Source organism: Celeribacter naphthalenivorans (assembly GCF_020524585.1).
Taxonomy (GTDB): Bacteria; Pseudomonadota; Alphaproteobacteria; order Rhodobacterales; family Rhodobacteraceae; genus Celeribacter; species Celeribacter naphthalenivorans.
Genome location: NZ_JAIVLK010000002.1, coordinates 72,687 through 90,752, shown reverse-complemented (window position 1 = coordinate 90,752; position 18,066 = coordinate 72,687). Strand labels below are relative to the sequence as shown.

Here is an 18,066-nt window from a genome sequence, read left to right as displayed (position 1 = left end):
GCCGGATGATTTTGGGTGGCACGGGTCTTTTGGCGTTGTCGGCCTGTGGTGGGGGCTATGGCGGCGCGCCTGCGAACCCCGAAGATGCCTGCGCGATCTTCCGCGAGCGCCCGCATTACCAAAGGGCGCTTGAGGCCTCCGCGCGCAAATGGGGTGTGCCGGTGCATGTGCAAATGGCGTTGATCTATCAGGAATCCACCTTCCGCGCGACCGCCCGCCCGCCGAAGCGCTATGTCTTGTTCATCATCCCGAAAGGCCGGGCCAGCTCCGCCCGCGGCTATGCGCAGGCGCTCGACGGCACATGGGACGACTACCGCAACGGCCCGGGTCGCGCAGGCGCCAGCCGCAGCAACATCCGCGACGCCACCGATTTCATCGGCTGGTATGTCTCGACCAACAACGCCGCCCTGGGGATTGCGAACACCGACGCCCGCAACAGCTACCTCGCCTATCACGAAGGCCGCACGGGCTACCGGCGCGGCTCGCATAACGGCAAGACATGGTTGCTGAATGTAGCGGACGGGGTGGCGACACGTGCGGCGCGCTATGAAGCGCAATTGGGGTATTGTCGTCGGTGAGGCCAAAGAACGATCCTCAAAAGACCGCGTGGAAACGGCGGCAACGCCGCGCAGATAGATTATCTAAGAGCATTGGCGTTCTCCTCGTTATACTGACGCTGTTGTTCCTAACCTTTCAAACGACAGTTTTATCCTTTGTCCCTTTTCCTAAAACGATGCATTTCTCTGGGGCGCCTGAAGATTTTATCGCCTGCTTTGAGCAACATGCCCTACTCGCCAAGACAAATGGAGTGACCTCCTATCGAAGGGACGCTACGAAACCGGATGGGAGAATACGGCTTGTGCAAACACGCGGCCTTGTGCGCCTTGCAGAAAGCCGCGCAATATTTTTGGACCCAGAGGCGACTGGTTACACTGTCGTAGACAGTTATTATGAATCCCACGGTGACAAATCAAAACCGTTGCGTAAGCGGGATTGGATCACTGCATTGCGTTGTGGGAATGGAAGACTATAGTCCTCGGCCCGTTCAGCGCATCCGACATTCCCAAAACGCATAGCTGCCTCCCACAGCGCATATCAGAAAAGCCGTGCAATCGTGGCTCACCTCCTTTATCATATAGTTTAACACTAAACTATCAGCCGTGATCTTGGAGGAGGAGGCCTGATGGCACCCCGTAAAACAGCGTCCAAACCGGCAAGCCAAGCCAACGTCTCTAAAGACGAGCTTCTTGCCTATTACAAAGACATGCTTCTTATCCGTCGTTTCGAGGAAAAAGCCGGCCAGTTGTACGGCATGGGCCTCATCGGCGGGTTCTGTCACCTCTATATCGGCCAAGAGGCCGTTGTGGTCGGGCTTGAGGCCGCCACGAAAGAGGGTGACAAGCGCATCACCTCTTACCGCGATCACGGGCATATGCTCGCCTGCGGCATGGACCCGAACGGCGTGATGGCCGAGCTGACCGGTCGCGAGGGCGGCTATTCCAAAGGCAAGGGCGGCTCGATGCATATGTTCTCGAAAGAGAAACATTTCTACGGCGGTCACGGCATCGTTGGCGCACAGGTGCCGCTCGGCGCGGGTCTGGCGTTTTCTGACAAATACAAAGGCAATGACAACGTCACCTTTACCTATTTCGGCGATGGCGCGGCCAACCAGGGTCAGGTCTATGAGACCTACAACATGGCTGAACTTTGGGACCTGCCGGTCATTTTCGTCATTGAAAACAACCAATACGCCATGGGCACCTCGGTGGCCCGCTCGACCAAATCGCCATCCCTGTGGGAACGCGGCGCGGCCTACGGGATCGAAGGCGAGGAAGTGGACGGCATGGACGTGCTGGCCGTGAAAGAGGCCGGTGAGCGTGCCGTGGCCCACTGCCGCGCGGGCAAAGGGCCGTATATCCTTGAGGTGAAAACCTACCGCTACCGTGGTCACTCCATGTCCGATCCGGCGAAATACCGGACCCGCGAGGAAGTGCAGAAAATGCGCGAAGAACGCGATCCGATCGAGGCCGTGCGGTCTATCCTTCTGACCGGCAACCACGCGACCGAGGACGATCTCAAGGCCATCGACAAGGACATCAAGGCCGTGGTCAACGCCTCCGCAGAATTCGCCAAGGAAAGCCCGGAACCGGCGCTCGAAGAGCTTTGGACCGACATCTACGCGGACGAAATTCCGCAGCATAACGCCTGATCCGGGGAGAACGACACAATGGCAACCGAACTTTTGATGCCCGCCCTTTCTCCGACGATGGAAGAAGGCACGCTCGCGAAATGGCTGGTCAAGGAGGGCGACACCGTCTCCTCCGGCGACATCATCGCGGAAATTGAAACCGACAAGGCGACGATGGAATTCGAAGCCGTGGACGAAGGGATCGTCGGCAAAATCCTCGTGGCCGAGGGCACCGAGGGTGTGAAGGTCAACGAGGTGATCGCGATCCTCGTCGAAGAGGGCGAGAGCGCGGACGACATCGCGGCCCCTGCCCCCGCTGCTGAGGCTCAGGCCCCTGCGGAGGCCGAAGCACCGGCGTCTGCTCCGGCGAAAGCTGCGGCTCCGGTCGAGGTGGTGTCCAAAGCCTCCCCGGATTTCCCGGAAGGCACACCGATGAAAACCCAGACCGTGCGCGAAGCATTGCGCGACGCCATGGCTGAAGAGATGCGCCGCGACGAGAACGTCTTCCTCATGGGGGAAGAGGTCGCCGAATACCAAGGCGCTTACAAAATCTCCCAAGGCATGCTGGACGAGTTCGGCCCGAAACGCGTGATCGACACGCCGATCACCGAGCACGGCTTTGCGGGCATCGCCACGGGGGCTGCGTTCGGCGGGCTGAAACCCATCGTCGAATTCATGACCTTCAACTTCGCGATGCAGGCCATCGACCACCTGATCAACTCCGCCGCCAAGACTCTTTACATGTCCGGCGGTCAGATGGGCGCTCCGATGGTGTTCCGTGGTCCGAACGGGGCCGCCGCCCGCGTGGGTGCGCAGCACTCCCAAGACTACGCCGCATGGTATGCGCAAATCCCGGGTCTCAAAGTCGTGATGCCCTACTCGGCCGCCGACTACAAAGGTCTGATGAAAACCGCGATCCGTGACCCGAACCCGGTGATCTTCCTTGAGAACGAAATCATGTACGGCAAATCGTTCGAAGTGCCGGACCTCGAAGATTTCACCATTCCGTTCGGCAAGGCCCGCATCTGGCGCGAAGGCACCGACGTGACCATCGTCTCCTTCGGCATCGGCATGACCTACGCCTTGGAAGCCGCCGACAAGCTGGCCGAAGAGGGCATCTCCGCCGAGGTCATCGACCTGCGGACGCTCCGCCCGATCGACTATGACACCGTGCTGGCTTCTGTCATGAAGACCAACCGCTGTGTGACCGTCGAAGAGGGTTTCCCGGTCGGGTCCATCGGCAACCACATCTCGGCTGTGATCATGCAGCGCGCGTTTGACTATCTCGACGCGCCGGTGATCAACTGTGCCGGTAAAGATGTGCCGATGCCCTATGCCGCCAACCTCGAAAAACTCGCGCTTGTGACCACCGACGAAGTCGTGGCTGCCTGCAAAGAAGTCACCTACCGCTAAGGAGAACCCGTTATGGCTATTGAACTTTTGATGCCCGCGCTGTCTCCGACGATGGAGGAAGGGACGCTGGCGAAATGGCTCGTGAAAGAGGGCGACACAGTGTCCTCCGGCGACGTGATCGCAGAGATCGAGACCGACAAGGCGACGATGGAATTCGAAGCCGTGGACGAAGGCGTCATGGGGAAAATCCTCGTGGCCGAGGGCACCGAAGGCGTGAAAGTGAACGCGCCCATTGCGGTGCTTTTGGAAGAGGGCGAAGACGCCTCTGCCGCTGAGACTGTCGGCGCTTCTGCGCCTGCTCCGGCGGCAGCGGAAGCCCCGAAAGCCGAGGCGGCTGCTCCGGCGCCGTCCGCTGCTGCGGCCCCTGCCCCGGCAGCTCCGGTTGCAGCCTCCGGCGAGCGCATCTTTGCCTCGCCTCTGGCGCGTCGCATCGCGGCTCAGAAAGGTCTCGATCTTTCTGCGATTTCGGGGTCTGGTCCGAAAGGCCGTATCGTGAAAGCGGATGTGGAGAATGCCACGGCCGCGCCGAAAGCCGAAGCTCCGAAAGCCGCGGCCCCTGCCGCCGCTCCGGCAGCCGCAGCGCCTGCTGGCCCCTCCGCAGATATGATCGCGAAGATGTACGAAGGTCGCGAGTACGAGGAAATCAAACTCGACGGCATGCGCAAAACCATCGCCGCGCGTCTCACCGAGGCCAAGCAGACCATCCCGCATTTCTACCTGCGCCGCGACATTCAGCTCGATGCGCTGATGAAATTCCGCGCCGAGCTGAACCACCAGCTCACCGGCAAGGGGGTGAAGCTGTCGGTCAATGATTTCATCATCAAGGCCGTGGCCAACGCGTTGCAAGAGGTCCCGACGGCCAATGCCGTTTGGGCAGGCGACCGTGTGTTGCAGATGAAAGCCTCTGACGTGGCCGTGGCGGTCGCGATTGAGGGCGGGCTGTTCACACCGGTGTTGAAAGACGCCGATATGAAGTCGCTCTCGGCGCTCTCGAAAGAGATGAAAGACCTCGCCCACCGTGCCCGCGACCGCAAGCTTGCGCCGCATGAATATCAGGGCGGGTCTTTTGCGATTTCCAACCTCGGCATGTTCGGCATCGACAATTTCGACGCCATCGTGAACCCGCCGCACGCTGGTATTCTGGCGGTTGGCACCGGGGTCAAGAAACCAGTGATCGGCGAAGATGGCGAGATCAAGGTCGCGACCGTGATGTCCGTCACCATGTCGGTGGATCACCGCGTGATCGACGGCGCTTTGGGCGCGGAATTGCTCAAAGCCATCGTCGAAAACCTGGAAAATCCGGTGGCGATGCTGGCGTAAGTCGTGCCACAACGCAAATCGCGAAAAAGCCCCGCCAAAGCGGGGCTTTTTTATTGTATCCATATGAACATTGGATAACATCAGGAAATATTAAACATCATCCTTTTCAGAGGTTTCTGGTTTGAGCTTCTATTTTACATTGAAAACCCAAAATAATATCTCAACGGACGATATCCTCAACGCGCTCACCAAGAGCGATGTCGCCGCCCTACAAACAGACGCCGGGACGGTCTTTTATCACCCGGGGCAATCCCTGCGCGGGGTGATCCTTTATGAAACGAATGATGGCTATGACATCGGTCTGAACGCGTTCACACCCCGCATCGACGCGTATCTGGCTCGGGAGATCGCATCGGTCATCGCCAAGAGAACGCAAGCCGAAGTTTACGCAGAGGACGATGAGCACGCGATACCGGCGGAACGCCTTGCGGAGTATGGCGGTGAGGATTGGATCGCCGCACGAGAAAACGAAGCGCAACTGCTCATGGCGCAATCTGGCAGTCAGATCACAGATCAATATTCGACCGTCTTCGGTTACAAACGCCCTTTCGCCCTCCCAACATCAAAGGCACTCAGTGCACAAGACCGCCTGAGCGAAATCGACAGGCTCATGCTGGAAGGCATTGCCCTTCAACAGATCGACGACGTCGAAGATATATATCCCGCGCAAATGTTCACCATGACCTTCAAGGCGCCAAAGCGGCGTCTTTTGGATCGCCTCAAAGGCAGACCTCAGCAAGATGCACCGCCTGATCGACATTTTTTCACAGTGACGGAAGAGACACGTACACTGACACCTGCGCCGATGAACTTTGGAGAGTTAGAGGTCAACTTGGTGGACAAAAGCAATCAAACGCGAACCATCACTGCTGAAAAACTGTACAACCATGCGCGCAGCCTTGGGTGCAGGGAATATGGTTTCGGTAGTTTTGACCTCACCTTGTCGGGCGATGATTTCGAAAAGATTTTTGCCGAAGCTCAGGAGCTTTCTGCTGTTTGATAGAAGATTTGTCCGCGGGGCAAAATCTATTGAAAGCCATCGTCGAAAACCTGGAAAATCCGGTGGCGATGCTGGCGTAATCGCAAGCCATATCATAGAGATACGAAAGGCCCTGCATGTGCGGGGCCTTTTGCATCAGGGGTCATTGGATGTTGAAATTTTTACTGGGCGCTGTGTTCGGAGCCGGTCTGTGTTACGCGGGGCTTGTGGCGGCCTCCCCCAATCCGATGGGGCCGCTCATGCGGTCCAAGGCGGGCGCAGAAGGTCAACGTCTATTCGAGGGACCGATGTGGCACAGCGGAGACCAAGGGCGGTATCAGCTTGCGGAGTTCAGTGCCGTCCATTGCGAACGGATCGGGATGGAATTGGTCGGCATCGAGATCAAAAGCCGTATGCTGTTGGCTGATCTTTTGCCGCCGAAAGCCCGGCTGATCTGTGCGCCACGCGACGAAGACCGAGGGTGACCGCGTTAGAGGGATACGGCGGTCGGTTCAGACAGACCGAAGTCTTCCCGAATGGCAGAGAGACGCGCGGGATCAGTGATGTCGTTGTCTTCAATATAGAGCAGCTTATCGTTGCCCTTGCGGATTTGCATGTTGTCCCCGTGGTTGACCACATAAAGCATCGCAGGAAACGGAACCGGGTCCAGCGGAAACCCAAGTCGCGCCGCGCGCGAGGCGTAGTTCTTGTGGCCCTTGCCGATCATGCGCAGGAAGAAGACAGGAAAGGCCTGTTTGCCCCAGTCCACCGCGAAAAAAGCGCAGGAGCCGCAATGCTTCCAAAACTCGGTCTCGCCGCCGATGGCGCGGCCCAGAGGGGCCAAGCGCCCGGACTGCGCATCCATCATATAGCCCTGTTCGACCAGATAGCCCCGGCCATTGTTATCCTCAGCCACATAGCGGAACAGATCGGGGTGCAGCAGATCGTCGGCATCGAGATGCATGACATAGCTGAACCGATCGAACGTCCGCGCGGCATATTCCGCCATCAAACGCACCTTGATCCGTTGATCCGAGACGTTGGCCGCGGCATTGTGTGGCGGAGCAGAGACGAAATGATAGCCGTCTTTTTCGGGGAAGTTTTCAGGCCGATCCTGAGAACAGAGGATCACCTCGACATTCGAATAGCTCTGCGCCTGAAGCGAGGCCAAGGTCAGTTCGAGAATACCGCAGACACGGGTCCAGTCGTGTGCCCGCGCCTTGCCGACGAGCGGGATCATCACAAGGATGAGCGGCGCGGATTCTGGTTTATGTTTGCGAGCGAAAACATGGCGGTAGCCCGCGGAGAGCAGAGATTTGACGTCCATTGCAACAGCGCCCTAATCAGGCCTTTTCACCGCGCGCGCCGATGAGTTGGTTCATCGAGATGGACGGCTGGGAACAGCCGGCTTCGCCCACGACTTTGGCCGGAACCCCCGCCACGGTCGTGCAATGCGGCACATCATTGAGAACGACAGACCCCGCAGCCACGCGCGAGCAATCACCGATCTTGATATTGCCCAGCACCTTGGCGCCTGCGCCGATCAGGACACCATCGCCAATTTTCGGGTGACGGTCCTCGTCCTCTTTGCCGGTGCCGCCGAGCGTCACGGAATGCAGGATCGACACATTGTCGCCGATCACAGCCGTTTCGCCAAAGACCAAAGCATGGGCGTGATCGAGGAACAGCCCCTTGCCGATGCGGCAGGCGGGGTGGATGTCGACGGAGAATTGCTCGGACATGCGCATCTGGAAGAAATAGGCCAGATCACGGCGGCCTTCGCGCCAGAGCCAGTTGGAGACACGATGCGCCTGAATCGCCTGGAAGCCTTTGAAATAGAGCAAAGGCTGGATGTAGCGATGGCAGGCCGGGTCGCGGTCGTAAACGGCGGCGATGTCGGCGCGCGCGGCTTCAGACAGCATCGGGTCGGCGGCATAGGCGTCGTCAGCGATCTCGCGAATGAGCTGTTCGGACATCTCGGGAGAGGCGAGTTTCTGCGCGATCCGATAGGCCAGCGCATCCTCCAGTGTCTCGTGATGCAGGATACAGGCATGGACCAACCCACCCAAGAGCGGCTCGGCCTCAACGGCTTGCCGCGCCTCGGAGACGATCTGGCTCCAGACGGGATCGAGTTTTTTCAAAGTGGTGCGTGTCTTGGCCATGCGCTTTTCCTCTTTTTCGAGAGTGTACTATAGATAGCCCCGAATTCAAAAGCGCAAGAGCGTAAAGATGAAAAAGACCCCGCCGCAAGTGCGCGACGGGGTTTGTGATTTTGCGTGATCGACCGGATGGTCGTCGTCCATGTGTTATTCGTAGGGCAGCGAGAATTGCACGCAGTGGATAGCGAGGCGGATCACCCCGCCCGCATCGAAATCCCCGCCCTCGCCGGTGAGGATCAGGTCCTCGGAGGCGTAATAGGTCAAAGGTGTGCCGGTGAGACCGCGCAGCCAGCTGCCTTGTGAGAGCGAAAGACCTGAGCCGTAGCGGTTCGAAGACCCCGCCACACCGAGCGAAAAGCCCGTGAGCCCGGTGCCGGTGATGTCGCTGAGAACCCGCCCTGTGACGCCATAGACGACGGATTGTCCGGGGAGCGCAAAGCTGGCCGCCGATGTGGTCCCGGCGGTGATCGTGTGATCCACTTCGATCACCTTTTGCACCATGCCAGCGCCATTCGGGGACAGGGTCTGAAGGCCCAAAACCCAATCCGCGCCGTCATATCCGGCCCAGCCATTCTGATCCGCGACATAGGCGCGCATGCCCAAAGTGGCGGGCACGAAAGCCCAGCCACCATTGACATAAAGCGCGATCATCCCCGCCTGACCGGACCATGCATTGACCGGAGCAGAGCCCACGCCATAGGTGTCGCCTTCTTGTGGCGTCAAAGGCGGGGTGTTACCGGTCACGGAGATAAGTGTGAGCTGCATCAGCCCGTCGATCCGGCTCAGCGCCTCGTTCACGGTGACATGTTTCTGGGCCTGAGCAGCCTCGATCAGCGGCAGGGCAAAACGGGTTGTATCACTCATTGATCTCAATCCTTTTGAAGAGGCCCGCGCCGAAGCTTTCGGACATTTGGGCAACGTGGATTTCATAAGCGCCGGTCAGACCGTCGCTGGTTTTCTGGGAGGCCGTGTAGGTCCAGCTCGAGGAGCCGGTGGTAACTTCGCGCAGGATGGCGCCGTCCTTGATGACGCGGACGAGGTAGAGCTCGTAGCTTTCGCCCAGCGGCACCTCGAAGGATTGCCAACTGTCGCCATCGATGCGCGTGCGCCGCACCCAACTCACCGCCGTGCCGCCTGTCCCTGTCGGCTCCGCTTGGAGATGCGCGGGCGCATAGGGCCGCAATCCGATGCCATCGAAGGCCTCGACATAGTGGTTGAAGCTCGTGTCATCATAGGCCCGGTTCGACGGCCCGATCCGGTAATGACGCGCCAGACCACGGGACGACTGAGGCAGATCAAGCTGACGCAATGTCGTGTCGATCAGCACAAAGCGCGAGCCCGCAGGCCAGCTTTGCGTCTTATCGCCCGTGTCCAGACCATCCGTACCAGCCTGCCCGCGAAGGCGCATCGAGATGTCATAGGTGTTCTCTCCGACAATCTCGGCATTGGCGAATTGGAACACCTCCCAATTGGACGAGGTGCCATCTCCGATGGCCGCAACATTGGCGCCATTAAGCACATCAAGAGGGTCGACCGAGGACAATTCCCCCCGCGTCAGTTTGACCCGCAGCACAGGACCGCGATCCCAGAGACCGGGTTTGGCCGCATCAAGTGCAGTCTGCGTGACCCCTATTGTAGCCCAGCTCGGCACCAGAGTATTGAGCGTATAGCCACTGTCCGACGCCGACGCATAGACCGCCGCAGAGCCCGGCCAGGGATTGGCCGTTACCGCGATATGCGGCGTGTAAGGCACCTCGTCTCCGGTCAACAACGGCAAGTCAAGAAACAGCGGGTAGACCGGCACGGGCGCGGAGAAGGCCTTGGCCTCGATGATCTCTTCGACCATGTCGGAAGGCTCATAGACCTCCTGCTCGACCCGCACCGCTTCGATCTGTTGCTGTTGACCAAGGGTGGCGTGATCGACGCGGTAGCGCAGCGTGCCCTCTTCGGCCTCGACGCTGATCACATCGCCCGCGCCATAGGACATGAGCGACGGCGGCAGGGAGAACCGCGCCGTATCCCGTGCGATCCGCGACTCGGAGAGCCAGCGCTCTACGATCTGACGGCCTTCGGCTCGTGTAAGCGCCAAAGGCAGCTCGGATTGCGACACCAGACGGCTCGCCTCATCCGGGAAGATCGCCTCCTCAGACCGCGCCGCATAGTCGCCGTCGGCATCGACAAAGGTCAGCTGCACGCGGCCAGCGACCTCAGCCTCAGGCGCGCGGACGCGCTCGAACAGACCGTCCAACTCGTCGGAAACAGCAAAATCCGTATCCGCCAGCGTCAGCTGCGATTTGCCATCCCGCGACCGGAAGATCAGTTGGCCCTCACGCTCGACGGCTTCGAAGCCATAGGCCAGCATCAAGGGTTGCAGCGCCGAACGCGCCCCCGCGATGTCGTTGACGTTATAGCCCCGGAGCACACCCCAAAGCTCAGAGGTGTCGATCTCTTCCACGCCGGACCGCGCACAAATCTCGGCCACCACATCGGCCAGAGACCGCGCGGTCGAGCGCCCGTTGAGCCAATGCCCCCTCGCGTAATTGTCACCATCGGACCACACCGCCGTGACCGACGGAAACGCCGGATAGGGCCGCGCGTCCCAAGCCCAAACATGGGCACGGGTCATGTCAATCATAGGACCATCATAAACCTCGGAGGTCGGATTGTTCTCATCCTCGCCCCAATAGCCGGTCATCGCCCGAATGTATTGCAGCTGGATAAAGTCATCCCGCCGCCCGTTCGAATAGGCCGGAAGCGCGCTTTCCGAGGATTTTGCATCGAGGAATTTGTTCGGCTCATTCGTGCCCTTGTCGATGGCGGCACAACCCATCTCGGTGAACCAGACCGGTTTCGACTGCGGCACCCAGGCGGTGGGCGTCTCGATGCGTACGCCCCCGATCCGTTCATGGTGATCGTTCAGCCACCAATTGCGAATGTCCTTGTAGCGATAGACCCAATCCTCGCCATAGGCGCCATCGGTGATCGGCGTGCGGATCTGGGCCGCGTCATGGTTTTCATGCGCGTAATACCAGTCATAGCCCTCACCGCCCTCGATATTGGCCTTGAGATAGTCGAGATTGTAGATCGCGCTCCAATCGGCGTCGGCATGATCGTCGCCATCGCGCCAGTCAGACAGCGGCATGTAATTGTCGATCCCGATGAAGTCGATGTTGTCATCGGCCCAGAGCACATCGAGGTTGTAATAGAGATTGCCGTCGAACTGATAGCCGAAATATTCCGACCAATCCGCCGCATAGCCAATCTTGCACTCCGGTCCGAGGATCGAGCGCACATCGGCGGCCAGCTGAATCAACTGATCCACCGCCGGGAAACCGGACGCCCCGCGAATACGGGTCAGCGAGCGCATCTCGGTTCCGATGCAGAAGGACTCGACACCACCCGCCAGCGCACAGAGATGCGCGTAATGCAGGATCATCCGGCGGAAGGAAAACTCCGCAGGGCCGGTGTAGGTGATCCCTTGACCGGGTGTCGAAGTCGGCTGTGCCAAAAAGTCAAAGAAATCGCCTGTGGCTGCGCTGCTGATGGTCTCAACAGAAAAATCACTGACCTGCGCAGAGCCAAAGAACGCCGCCACTTCGGCATCGGCCGCCGCCGTGCCATCCGTCGTGCCAGACACCCCTGGCGCCAAGGAGCTCGTGATCCGGCCCCGCCAAGGCAGCGCCGGTTGCCCGACATTGCCGGACCAAGGATCGACAAGCGTATTGTCCTCCATCTGATCCATCAAAATGAACGGGTAGAACATCACCTCTTGACCGGCGTCATGCAGGGCTTCGATGGCCTGCACCACGGATTGATCCGTCGGCGTGCCGCCATAAATCACGCGATCATCCGCATCGCGCGGAATTTCCGCCGCTGCGCCACGCGTGATGCCAGACACGGACCAGGGCATGTCTTTGGCGTCGATCGTCCCCTGCTCGACCTTGGGCTGAACCTGACAGGAGCCACAGCGCAGATCGTCCCCGAACCACGACACCACCAAAGAGGTGGAACCGCAATTCGGCAACTCTTCGGACATCGCATCAAGCGACGTGGTGAAATCCGTATCCCCCGAGGCGGTGTTCACATTCGATGCGATGGAGGCCCCAGTCGAGTCCTTGAGATACACAGGATCGGTCGCCAATGCATATTCGCCTGTGCCGGGGATCATCGCCACGGCGGGCACCAGATGCGTCAAATCGCTTTTCTCGCCAGACGCTTGGTCCGGGCGCATCACCTCAAAAGTGAATTGCGGCACCCTATTGCCAAAAGCCGTCAGGTCGACATCCTCAAGCACGACATACGCAATACCGCGATAGGCTGGCACAGTGCCTGCGCCTTCGACCGCTTCGATCTTGGCATCCGGAAGCTGATCTTCAGTGCCGTGATATACACGCATGCTCAGTGTGCTGACGTCGATCTCGCTGCCATCGGCCCAGACCCGGCCCACACGCGAAATCACACCCTCGCAAAGCGCCACAGCAAGAGAAACGGAATAGCTGTATTCCGTCACCTGTGGACCCTTTGGTGCACCTTTGCCGCCGCCGCCACTGGTTTTCTTATGCTCTTCAAATTCGGTCGCCCAGATCACCTGACCACCGACACGCATCCGTCCGTAAACCTGCGCCACGGTCGAGCCTTCGGAAGCGCCCGTCAAACGGAAACGCTCCACACGCCCGGTCTCCACCGTCTGGCTGCCAACCCCCATCAGGCGCTGGTCGATGGCCCGCCCGATGGTGGCCCCGATGGCGCGGCCAATAACCACAGAGGACAGGCCAAACACGCCACCGCCAACAGAGGCGCCAACGGCCGCACCCGCAGCTGAAAGTACAATCGTTGCCATGAGTTACCTCCCTGAAAGGCTCGTGGACGGAAAGGCAAAACAGCCCACAATCCGCCGTTTCCACGGTGCGCTGAGCGCGTTTTCGATCACCCCATGCCCGCTATAGGCATGGATGAATGTCGGCACCGCGCCGCTCTCGCCCACGATGCCGAGATGTTTGGCCACGGCGCCTTTGCGCATGCGAAACACCAACACGTCGCCGGACGTCATCTCAGCCAGTGATTGTTCGATCAGATGTGCGCGCGCCGCCCGCAGCAAACGCTCGTCCTGTTGCGGCTCGCTCCAATCCGGCGTGTAGGGCGGGATAAGCTCCGGCTCCTGCCCGTAAACCTCGCGCCAGATGCCGCGCAGCAGGCCGAGACAATCCGTCCCTACCCCCTTGCAAGACGCCTGATGCAGATAAGGCGTGCCAATCCAAGCGCGCGCGAGAGCCGCAATATTGAAATCACCCGCCATCATTGAAACAGCCCCTCAATCCCGCCGCGTTTCAGGCTACCACCATCATTTTCGCCGCTTCGAACCGGATAAGAGGCCAGCCAATCTTCGCCCGGAATATGCGGGAAACCCCGAAAATTCAGGAAGTTGTCGAACTTCAACCGACAGGTTTCCGCGCGTTTGTCACAGCCCGCCTCGATACGGATCAGATCGCCCACCGCAATCGCGGCGCGCAAATCTTCCCAAAGCTCGATCTTGCGACCCGTGGCCGACAGGCGGTCATTTTTCACCAGCCCGACAAGACCCTGCGCTGCGCCCGACAGAACGGTCAGACGCCCGCGCTCGAACCAGCGGTCATCGAATTCCGTCAGCTCGGAAAAGCTGAAAATCTTACCTTTTTCGACGGCTTCGACCGCAATCTCGGTGTAAAACCCCGGCTGCAAAGTGTTGAAGGCACAGCCCTCTCCGCCCAGAATGGCCGAACAGCTCGACTGGTAGATTTTGCCCTGCGGCTGGTTCAGCTCTTCGGTCAGACCCCGCAGCTCGGCGCGAAAGCCGCCGGAGACCCGCGTGATCTCGCCAAAGGTGCCTTTGAACAGCAAAACGCGCTGGCTCACATCCGCCCAGTTCACAAGCCAGGATCGCACAGCAGCGCCGTCAAAACGCCCGGCGCGGATGTCCTCTTCCTTGACCGCCGCCGCACTCAAGGCGCCCAGCGCCTCGGTGTTGTCGACCGACAGACCCGTGGATTGCTCCAACGCATTGGCCGTCAGGCCCGTGTCCGCCTTGAAGGTCAGCCCCTCAAAGCTCAGATCATTGTCGTGATCCGTGAACCCGTAGGTCGTCCCATCCTTGCGCACCAAGGCCCAGGCCCGGCACAGCGTCGTGGTCCCGCTCAGCAGGTGCATTTGAAGTTCGCCAGAGAGCGCCATCAGACCCGCACCTCCACAACCGGCACATTCGGCACTTCGCCCGCCTGGAACGAGGCGACCGAGGTGGAGATGCTGTCCGTGTCAAACCGCACCGGCACGTCGAATTCGAACCCAGCGGTGATGGCCGCGCCCTCGCCCGGCGCCGTGCCAAACGTGACCAGTCCGGTGAGCGTATCGACCTCCCAGTCGATGGCCTCAAAGGCCTCCTGCCCGCCGATCCCAAGTTTCACCGTGCTGAACACGGGCTTCTTGATCGGACGCACGTAGGTGGTCTCGCCGGAGGTGTAATTTTTATTCAGCTGAAACACCGTGGTCTCGCCGTCGCCATAGGCGATCACCTGATCCTCAAAGCCGATTGCGGCAGAGGCTTTGCAGGTCTTGTAATCCGACCAGTCTTTCCAGCGGAACCCGTAAAGCTGGCCCTTGCGCGCCTCGAAAAAGGCAATCATCAGCTCGATGTCATCCAGAGAGCGCATTCCCATCCCCGCATCATAGCGGCGACGCGAATGGGCCCAGGGCGTGTTGCGTTCTTCGAACCCGTTGGCCAGCGTCACCACATCGGTGCGCCGCTCAGGCCCCCCGACCGAGCCAAAGCTCAGGTTCGCCGGAAATCTCACTTCATGAAAACCCATCGTCTACCCTCCGAATGGCGGTCTCGGGCCATTTTGCCCCGGACACAGCGTTACTGATTGCGCGACCCACGGCCCAAGGCGCGGCTCAACTGGGCCGCCACCTGGCTCTGGCTGCGTTGGAAGCCCTGCACATCGGGCGTCGTGATGTTCATCGTGATGTTGACGGGACGCGCGGCACCGCCCTGCGCCTGCACACCGAGCTTGCCGTTGGCACCCCGCGTGAGTGGCATGATTGCCTCGGCCCCCGCCTCGCCCATCAATCCTGTGCCACCGCGCATCGGGAAAAAGGTCGGGCTGGAGACCACGCCACCATTGGCAAAAGGCATCACCCGGCCCTGCGCAAAGGCGCCGCCTTTCTCGAACGGCAAAAAGCCCTGGATCACGCTCTCAAGCCCATTGCCCAGAACCGAACCAATATGGCTCGTCACTGGCGCCAGCGCCGCATTATAAGCCGCGTTGAGCATCGACTCACCCAAGCCCCGAAGCGCATCCGCCAGCGTGTCGCCGTCGAACACCAAACCGTCGATAGCCTTCTTAAGCCCCCGCGAAATACCGGTTTCCAGACGCGACACCTCGCGCTGGGTCTCCGCCACCGTGGCCTGCAAGCGCACCATCTCCTGATTGAACGCCGCCGCCATGGCCTCCGCGCCGCCGATGGCGCTTTCCATCTGCTCGACCTTGTCTTCGAACGTGTCGAGCCCGTTGATATCCGTGCCGTTGATCTCGTCAGCCATCGTCTTACCCTTGTGTTACGCCTGAACTCGCGTCCGGATAGGCCTTGCTCAGCTCATCGAGCCGTGCCCGCCCCATCGGGGCCGAGCCGCTTCCTGCCCCGGTCAGGATCAGAAACTCCGCCGGCGTCAGCGCCCAGAATTCATGGGGTTTCAGCCCCAATCCCTTCATCCCGATCCGCATCAGCGCGGGCCAGTCAAAGCCCTCTGTCGTCATCATCCCCATGCGACACCTCTCATCCCGGCCCTCATCCCGGCACCGTGAAAGCGCGCGAAATCAGTTCCGCCCCGACCCGCGCCGCCTCCAGTGGCCCGCCTTTGATCTCCGCCGTCAGGATGTCGTCATAGCCGCCCTTCCAGCCGCCCCCCCTGAGACCCGCCACGACAATGCGCAGCACATCTGCGGAGGAAAACTTGCCGCCCTCGAACCGTTCGACCAGCGCGACAAGCGTGTCCGTCTCCAGACCGGCCTCAAGTTCGGCCAGCGCCCCAAGCGTGAGCTTGAGTACGTGACGCTCACCATTCATCGTGAGCGCCACCTCGCCTTGGAAGGGGTTCGCCATAGCTTACGCCGCCACGAAGCTGAGCGCGCCCGCGGACGCCATCGACAGCTCGTAGGTGGCCTCGCCATTGTAGGAGCCCGCATAATCGATCGAGGTCAGCATGAAGGCGCCTTGGACAGTGCCGAAATCCGGGATGATCACCTGGAAATCCAACACTTCGCCGTCAAAGAATATCTGACGCGCACGCTCGTCCGTGGCCGCATCCTTGAAGACGCCGGAGCCAGAGATGGTCGCGCTTTTTACGCCCGCGCCGCCCAGAAGCTCGCGCCAGCCGCCGGAGCTTTCCAGCGAGGTCACATCGACGCTTTCCGCGTTGAACGAGATCCGCGTGGCGCGCAGCCCCGCGATGGTTTCGAATGTGCCGGACCCGGTCATGTCCAGCTTGATCAAGAGGTCTTTTCCGTTTTGGGCAGCCATGTCATTTACTCCGTCTTGAGAAATCAGTTGTCTTCGACGCGCGCGCGGAACTTCATATCGATCCTGCGCACATCGCTGTCCTGAACGCGCCGGGCCTTGGCCGACACGAAATAGAGCCCGACGAGCGTGCCGCGGCTGAGCGCCAGATCGGCGTCCACCAGCACGTCGGAAATGGCCGTGGCCACCTGTTTGGCCGTCAGGAACCCCGCCGTGTCCGACACCACCGATACGGTGAAATCGTGACGCGCCCCTGCGCCCGTCTTGTCGGACGCGTCCGAGACATCCTCCGGCCCGAGGCTCACATAGAGCGATGGCAAGGTCCCCGTGGGCGCTGCGTCATAAATCGCCGTGCCCACAAGCCCGGTGAGTGTCGCATCCGCCACCATGGCCTGATAAATCGCCGTCTGAAGCGCGGCAGCTACCCCATAGCTCATGATGACGCCACCTCCTCACGCGCGGTGCAGCTCAGGTAGTGACCCAGCGCATCGGTTTCCGTCACGGCGAGGATTACGAAAATCCGCCCGCCTTCGACAAAACGTTGATCCGGTTTCGGACGGCGCTTCGATCCGACAGGCGCGCCGCGCACGATGATCTTCATCGCCACACGCGACACGGTCAGAAAGTCTTCAGAGGTCTCCGAACCGGTCCCCGTCTGGATCGCCGCCCAAAGCGTGCCGAGCTGCGTCCAGGTTTCGACATAGCCACCGGCGCCGTCAGAGACCCTCTCGGCCTCCTCAAGCACAAGCTTGCGATTGAGATGCACCACGGCTGCCATCAGTTCCGCCCTCCGAAGAGACGCAGGTTGCGGTAGCGCTCCAACAGCGTGCTGACACCGAAAGGCATCGTCGCCTCGCCCACCGCCGTCTCGTGACGGTGCTCGTAATAATGCGCCGCCAAAAGGAACACCGCCTGCGCCAGATCTGCGGGCAATCCGCCCCAGACATCTGCCATCCCTGCGGTGAAGGCGATCTTGGCCTGACCCGCGACGGGGATTTGCGGCAACACGAACCCCGTGGACACCAGACGCGGACGGTGCATATCCGGCTCCAGCATGTATTTCGCCGTGTCCACCGTGGTCTCGGCGCCCAAACGGTCAACAACGATGAAACTGCCGATCGTCGTCACCGGGGCCACCGGGAACACCTGCGCACTCAGATCGCGCCAGGCCGTCACCGTGTAAAGAAAATCGCGAGAGATCAGGACTTTGTTGGTCCGCGCTTCGACCGCTGCCATGGCAGCGCGCAAAAACGTCTCAAGAACCCCATCCTGAACCCCGTCGTCGTCAAACCCGGTGCCAAGTCTCATATGGTCCCTGAATTCAGCGACCGGCAGCGCCGCCGTGGCCACCTGGGTCTGCTCCATCAACATCATGGTACAACTCCGTATCCGGGCCCCCTTGTTTCGTATGAACGGACGCGCGACCCCCCTTGCTGCTCGGACGGAGGGGGAGCTGCTAG

The 18,066-nt window shown here is 60.4% G+C and carries 20 protein-coding genes; 6 read left to right on the top strand and 14 right to left on the bottom strand.

Features of this window, described 5'->3' with window-relative positions; translation table 11 throughout:
* Positions 1–5 precede the first annotated feature (5 nt).
* The 6 genes from LC094_RS04060 to LC094_RS04035 all read left to right on the top strand — a co-directional run bounded on the left by LC094_RS04060 (position 6) and on the right by LC094_RS04035 (position 6,385).
* Entirely contained in the window at positions 6–578 is a 573-nt protein-coding gene (locus LC094_RS04060) for a transglycosylase SLT domain-containing protein (protein ID WP_226550986.1), read from the top strand.
* A 605-nt stretch (positions 579–1,183) separates the two neighbouring features.
* Positions 1,184–2,209 carry a pyruvate dehydrogenase (acetyl-transferring) E1 component subunit alpha gene (pdhA, locus tag LC094_RS04055; protein WP_226550457.1) on the top strand — a complete coding sequence of 342 codons (1,026 nt, stop codon included), beginning with the start codon at positions 1,184–1,186 and terminating at the stop codon, positions 2,207–2,209.
* A gap of 18 nt (positions 2,210–2,227) precedes the next feature.
* On the top strand, positions 2,228–3,601 hold the full coding sequence (locus LC094_RS04050; RefSeq protein ID WP_226550456.1) for a pyruvate dehydrogenase complex E1 component subunit beta: 1,374 nt from the start codon (positions 2,228–2,230) through the stop codon (positions 3,599–3,601).
* A 12-nt stretch (positions 3,602–3,613) separates the two neighbouring features.
* The gene (locus tag LC094_RS04045) at positions 3,614–4,921 is read left to right on the top strand and encodes a pyruvate dehydrogenase complex dihydrolipoamide acetyltransferase (protein WP_226550455.1); all 1,308 of its coding nucleotides are present in this window, start codon (positions 3,614–3,616) and stop codon (positions 4,919–4,921) included.
* A gap of 121 nt (positions 4,922–5,042) precedes the next feature.
* On the top strand, positions 5,043–5,921 hold the full coding sequence (locus LC094_RS04040) for a hypothetical protein (protein WP_226550454.1): 879 nt from the start codon (positions 5,043–5,045) through the stop codon (positions 5,919–5,921).
* Between the two features lie 149 nt (positions 5,922–6,070).
* Positions 6,071–6,385 (top strand): hypothetical protein, encoded by a 315-nt coding sequence (locus LC094_RS04035; RefSeq protein ID WP_226550453.1) that lies wholly within the window; start codon positions 6,071–6,073, stop codon positions 6,383–6,385.
* Between the two features lie 5 nt (positions 6,386–6,390).
* Here the strand turns inward: LC094_RS04035 and LC094_RS04030 are convergent, their stop codons facing one another.
* The 14 genes from LC094_RS04030 to LC094_RS03965 form a co-directional block, all read right to left on the bottom strand.
* Positions 6,391–7,227, bottom strand: coding sequence for a glycosyltransferase family A protein (locus tag LC094_RS04030; RefSeq protein WP_226550452.1), 837 nt, complete (start codon positions 7,225–7,227; stop codon positions 6,391–6,393).
* A 16-nt stretch (positions 7,228–7,243) separates the two neighbouring features.
* Positions 7,244–8,062 (bottom strand): serine O-acetyltransferase, encoded by an 819-nt coding sequence (cysE, locus tag LC094_RS04025; RefSeq protein ID WP_226550451.1) that lies wholly within the window; start codon positions 8,060–8,062, stop codon positions 7,244–7,246.
* A gap of 144 nt (positions 8,063–8,206) precedes the next feature.
* On the bottom strand, positions 8,207–8,923 hold the full coding sequence (locus tag LC094_RS04020; protein WP_226550450.1) for a DUF2793 domain-containing protein: 717 nt from the start codon (positions 8,921–8,923) through the stop codon (positions 8,207–8,209).
* Positions 8,916–12,899: a baseplate multidomain protein megatron gene (locus LC094_RS04015; protein WP_226550449.1), complete on the bottom strand. Its 3,984-nt coding sequence runs from the start codon at positions 12,897–12,899 to the stop codon at positions 8,916–8,918. The genes LC094_RS04020 and LC094_RS04015 overlap by 8 nt, the downstream gene beginning before the upstream one ends.
* Positions 12,900–12,902: 3 nt before the next feature.
* A complete protein-coding gene (locus tag LC094_RS04010) occupies positions 12,903–13,355 on the bottom strand; it encodes an NlpC/P60 family protein (RefSeq protein ID WP_404814971.1) in 453 nt (150 codons plus the stop codon).
* Positions 13,355–14,266, bottom strand: coding sequence for a DUF2163 domain-containing protein (locus LC094_RS04005; protein WP_226550447.1), 912 nt, complete (start codon positions 14,264–14,266; stop codon positions 13,355–13,357). Before LC094_RS04005 ends, LC094_RS04010 begins: the two co-directional genes overlap by 1 nt.
* A complete protein-coding gene (locus LC094_RS04000; RefSeq protein ID WP_226550446.1) occupies positions 14,266–14,898 on the bottom strand; it encodes a DUF2460 domain-containing protein in 633 nt (210 codons plus the stop codon). Before LC094_RS04000 ends, LC094_RS04005 begins: the two co-directional genes overlap by 1 nt.
* A 50-nt stretch (positions 14,899–14,948) precedes the next feature.
* Positions 14,949–15,632, bottom strand: a complete 684-nt coding sequence (locus LC094_RS03995) for a phage tail tape measure protein (RefSeq protein WP_226550445.1) — start codon at positions 15,630–15,632, stop codon at positions 14,949–14,951.
* Between the two features lie 4 nt (positions 15,633–15,636).
* Positions 15,637–15,855, bottom strand: coding sequence for a rcc01693 family protein (locus LC094_RS03990; protein ID WP_394707350.1), 219 nt, complete (start codon positions 15,853–15,855; stop codon positions 15,637–15,639).
* Positions 15,856–15,877: 22 nt separating this feature from the next.
* On the bottom strand, positions 15,878–16,192 hold the full coding sequence (locus LC094_RS03985; RefSeq protein WP_226550443.1) for a gene transfer agent family protein: 315 nt from the start codon (positions 16,190–16,192) through the stop codon (positions 15,878–15,880).
* 3 nt (positions 16,193–16,195) lie between these two features.
* Positions 16,196–16,609 (bottom strand): phage major tail protein, TP901-1 family, encoded by a 414-nt coding sequence (locus LC094_RS03980; RefSeq protein ID WP_226550441.1) that lies wholly within the window; start codon positions 16,607–16,609, stop codon positions 16,196–16,198.
* A gap of 23 nt (positions 16,610–16,632) precedes the next feature.
* Positions 16,633–17,043 carry a DUF3168 domain-containing protein gene (locus LC094_RS03975; protein WP_226550439.1) on the bottom strand — a complete coding sequence of 137 codons (411 nt, stop codon included), beginning with the start codon at positions 17,041–17,043 and terminating at the stop codon, positions 16,633–16,635.
* Positions 17,040–17,384 carry a head-tail adaptor protein gene (locus LC094_RS03970; RefSeq protein WP_226550438.1) on the bottom strand — a complete coding sequence of 115 codons (345 nt, stop codon included), beginning with the start codon at positions 17,382–17,384 and terminating at the stop codon, positions 17,040–17,042. Before LC094_RS03970 ends, LC094_RS03975 begins: the two co-directional genes overlap by 4 nt.
* A complete protein-coding gene (locus LC094_RS03965; protein WP_226550437.1) occupies positions 17,384–17,980 on the bottom strand; it encodes a head-tail connector protein in 597 nt (198 codons plus the stop codon). The genes LC094_RS03970 and LC094_RS03965 overlap by 1 nt, the downstream gene beginning before the upstream one ends.
* Positions 17,981–18,066: the final 86 nt, after the last annotated feature.

Coding starts and splice junctions, on each gene's coding strand:
- LC094_RS04060 (WP_226550986.1), top strand. CDS start 6: ATGATTTTGGGTGGCACGGGTCTTTTGGCGTTGTCGGCCTGTGGTGGG.
- pdhA (WP_226550457.1), top strand. CDS start 1,184: ATGGCACCCCGTAAAACAGCGTCCAAACCGGCAAGCCAAGCCAACGTC.
- LC094_RS04050 (WP_226550456.1), top strand. CDS start 2,228: ATGGCAACCGAACTTTTGATGCCCGCCCTTTCTCCGACGATGGAAGAA.
- LC094_RS04045 (WP_226550455.1), top strand. CDS start 3,614: ATGGCTATTGAACTTTTGATGCCCGCGCTGTCTCCGACGATGGAGGAA.
- LC094_RS04035 (WP_226550453.1), top strand. CDS start 6,071: ATGTTGAAATTTTTACTGGGCGCTGTGTTCGGAGCCGGTCTGTGTTAC.
- LC094_RS04030 (WP_226550452.1), bottom strand. CDS start 7,227: ATGGACGTCAAATCTCTGCTCTCCGCGGGCTACCGCCATGTTTTCGCT.
- cysE (WP_226550451.1), bottom strand. CDS start 8,062: ATGGCCAAGACACGCACCACTTTGAAAAAACTCGATCCCGTCTGGAGC.
- LC094_RS04020 (WP_226550450.1), bottom strand. CDS start 8,923: ATGAGTGATACAACCCGTTTTGCCCTGCCGCTGATCGAGGCTGCTCAG.
- LC094_RS04015 (WP_226550449.1), bottom strand. CDS start 12,899: ATGGCAACGATTGTACTTTCAGCTGCGGGTGCGGCCGTTGGCGCCTCT.
- LC094_RS04010 (WP_404814971.1), bottom strand. CDS start 13,355: ATGGCGGGTGATTTCAATATTGCGGCTCTCGCGCGCGCTTGGATTGGC.
- LC094_RS04005 (WP_226550447.1), bottom strand. CDS start 14,266: ATGGCGCTCTCTGGCGAACTTCAAATGCACCTGCTGAGCGGGACCACG.
- LC094_RS04000 (WP_226550446.1), bottom strand. CDS start 14,898: ATGGGTTTTCATGAAGTGAGATTTCCGGCGAACCTGAGCTTTGGCTCG.
- LC094_RS03995 (WP_226550445.1), bottom strand. CDS start 15,632: ATGGCTGACGAGATCAACGGCACGGATATCAACGGGCTCGACACGTTC.
- LC094_RS03990 (WP_394707350.1), bottom strand. CDS start 15,855: ATGGGGATGATGACGACAGAGGGCTTTGACTGGCCCGCGCTGATGCGG.
- LC094_RS03985 (WP_226550443.1), bottom strand. CDS start 16,192: ATGGCGAACCCCTTCCAAGGCGAGGTGGCGCTCACGATGAATGGTGAG.
- LC094_RS03980 (WP_226550441.1), bottom strand. CDS start 16,609: ATGGCTGCCCAAAACGGAAAAGACCTCTTGATCAAGCTGGACATGACC.
- LC094_RS03975 (WP_226550439.1), bottom strand. CDS start 17,043: ATGAGCTATGGGGTAGCTGCCGCGCTTCAGACGGCGATTTATCAGGCC.
- LC094_RS03970 (WP_226550438.1), bottom strand. CDS start 17,384: ATGGCAGCCGTGGTGCATCTCAATCGCAAGCTTGTGCTTGAGGAGGCC.
- LC094_RS03965 (WP_226550437.1), bottom strand. CDS start 17,980: ATGATGTTGATGGAGCAGACCCAGGTGGCCACGGCGGCGCTGCCGGTC.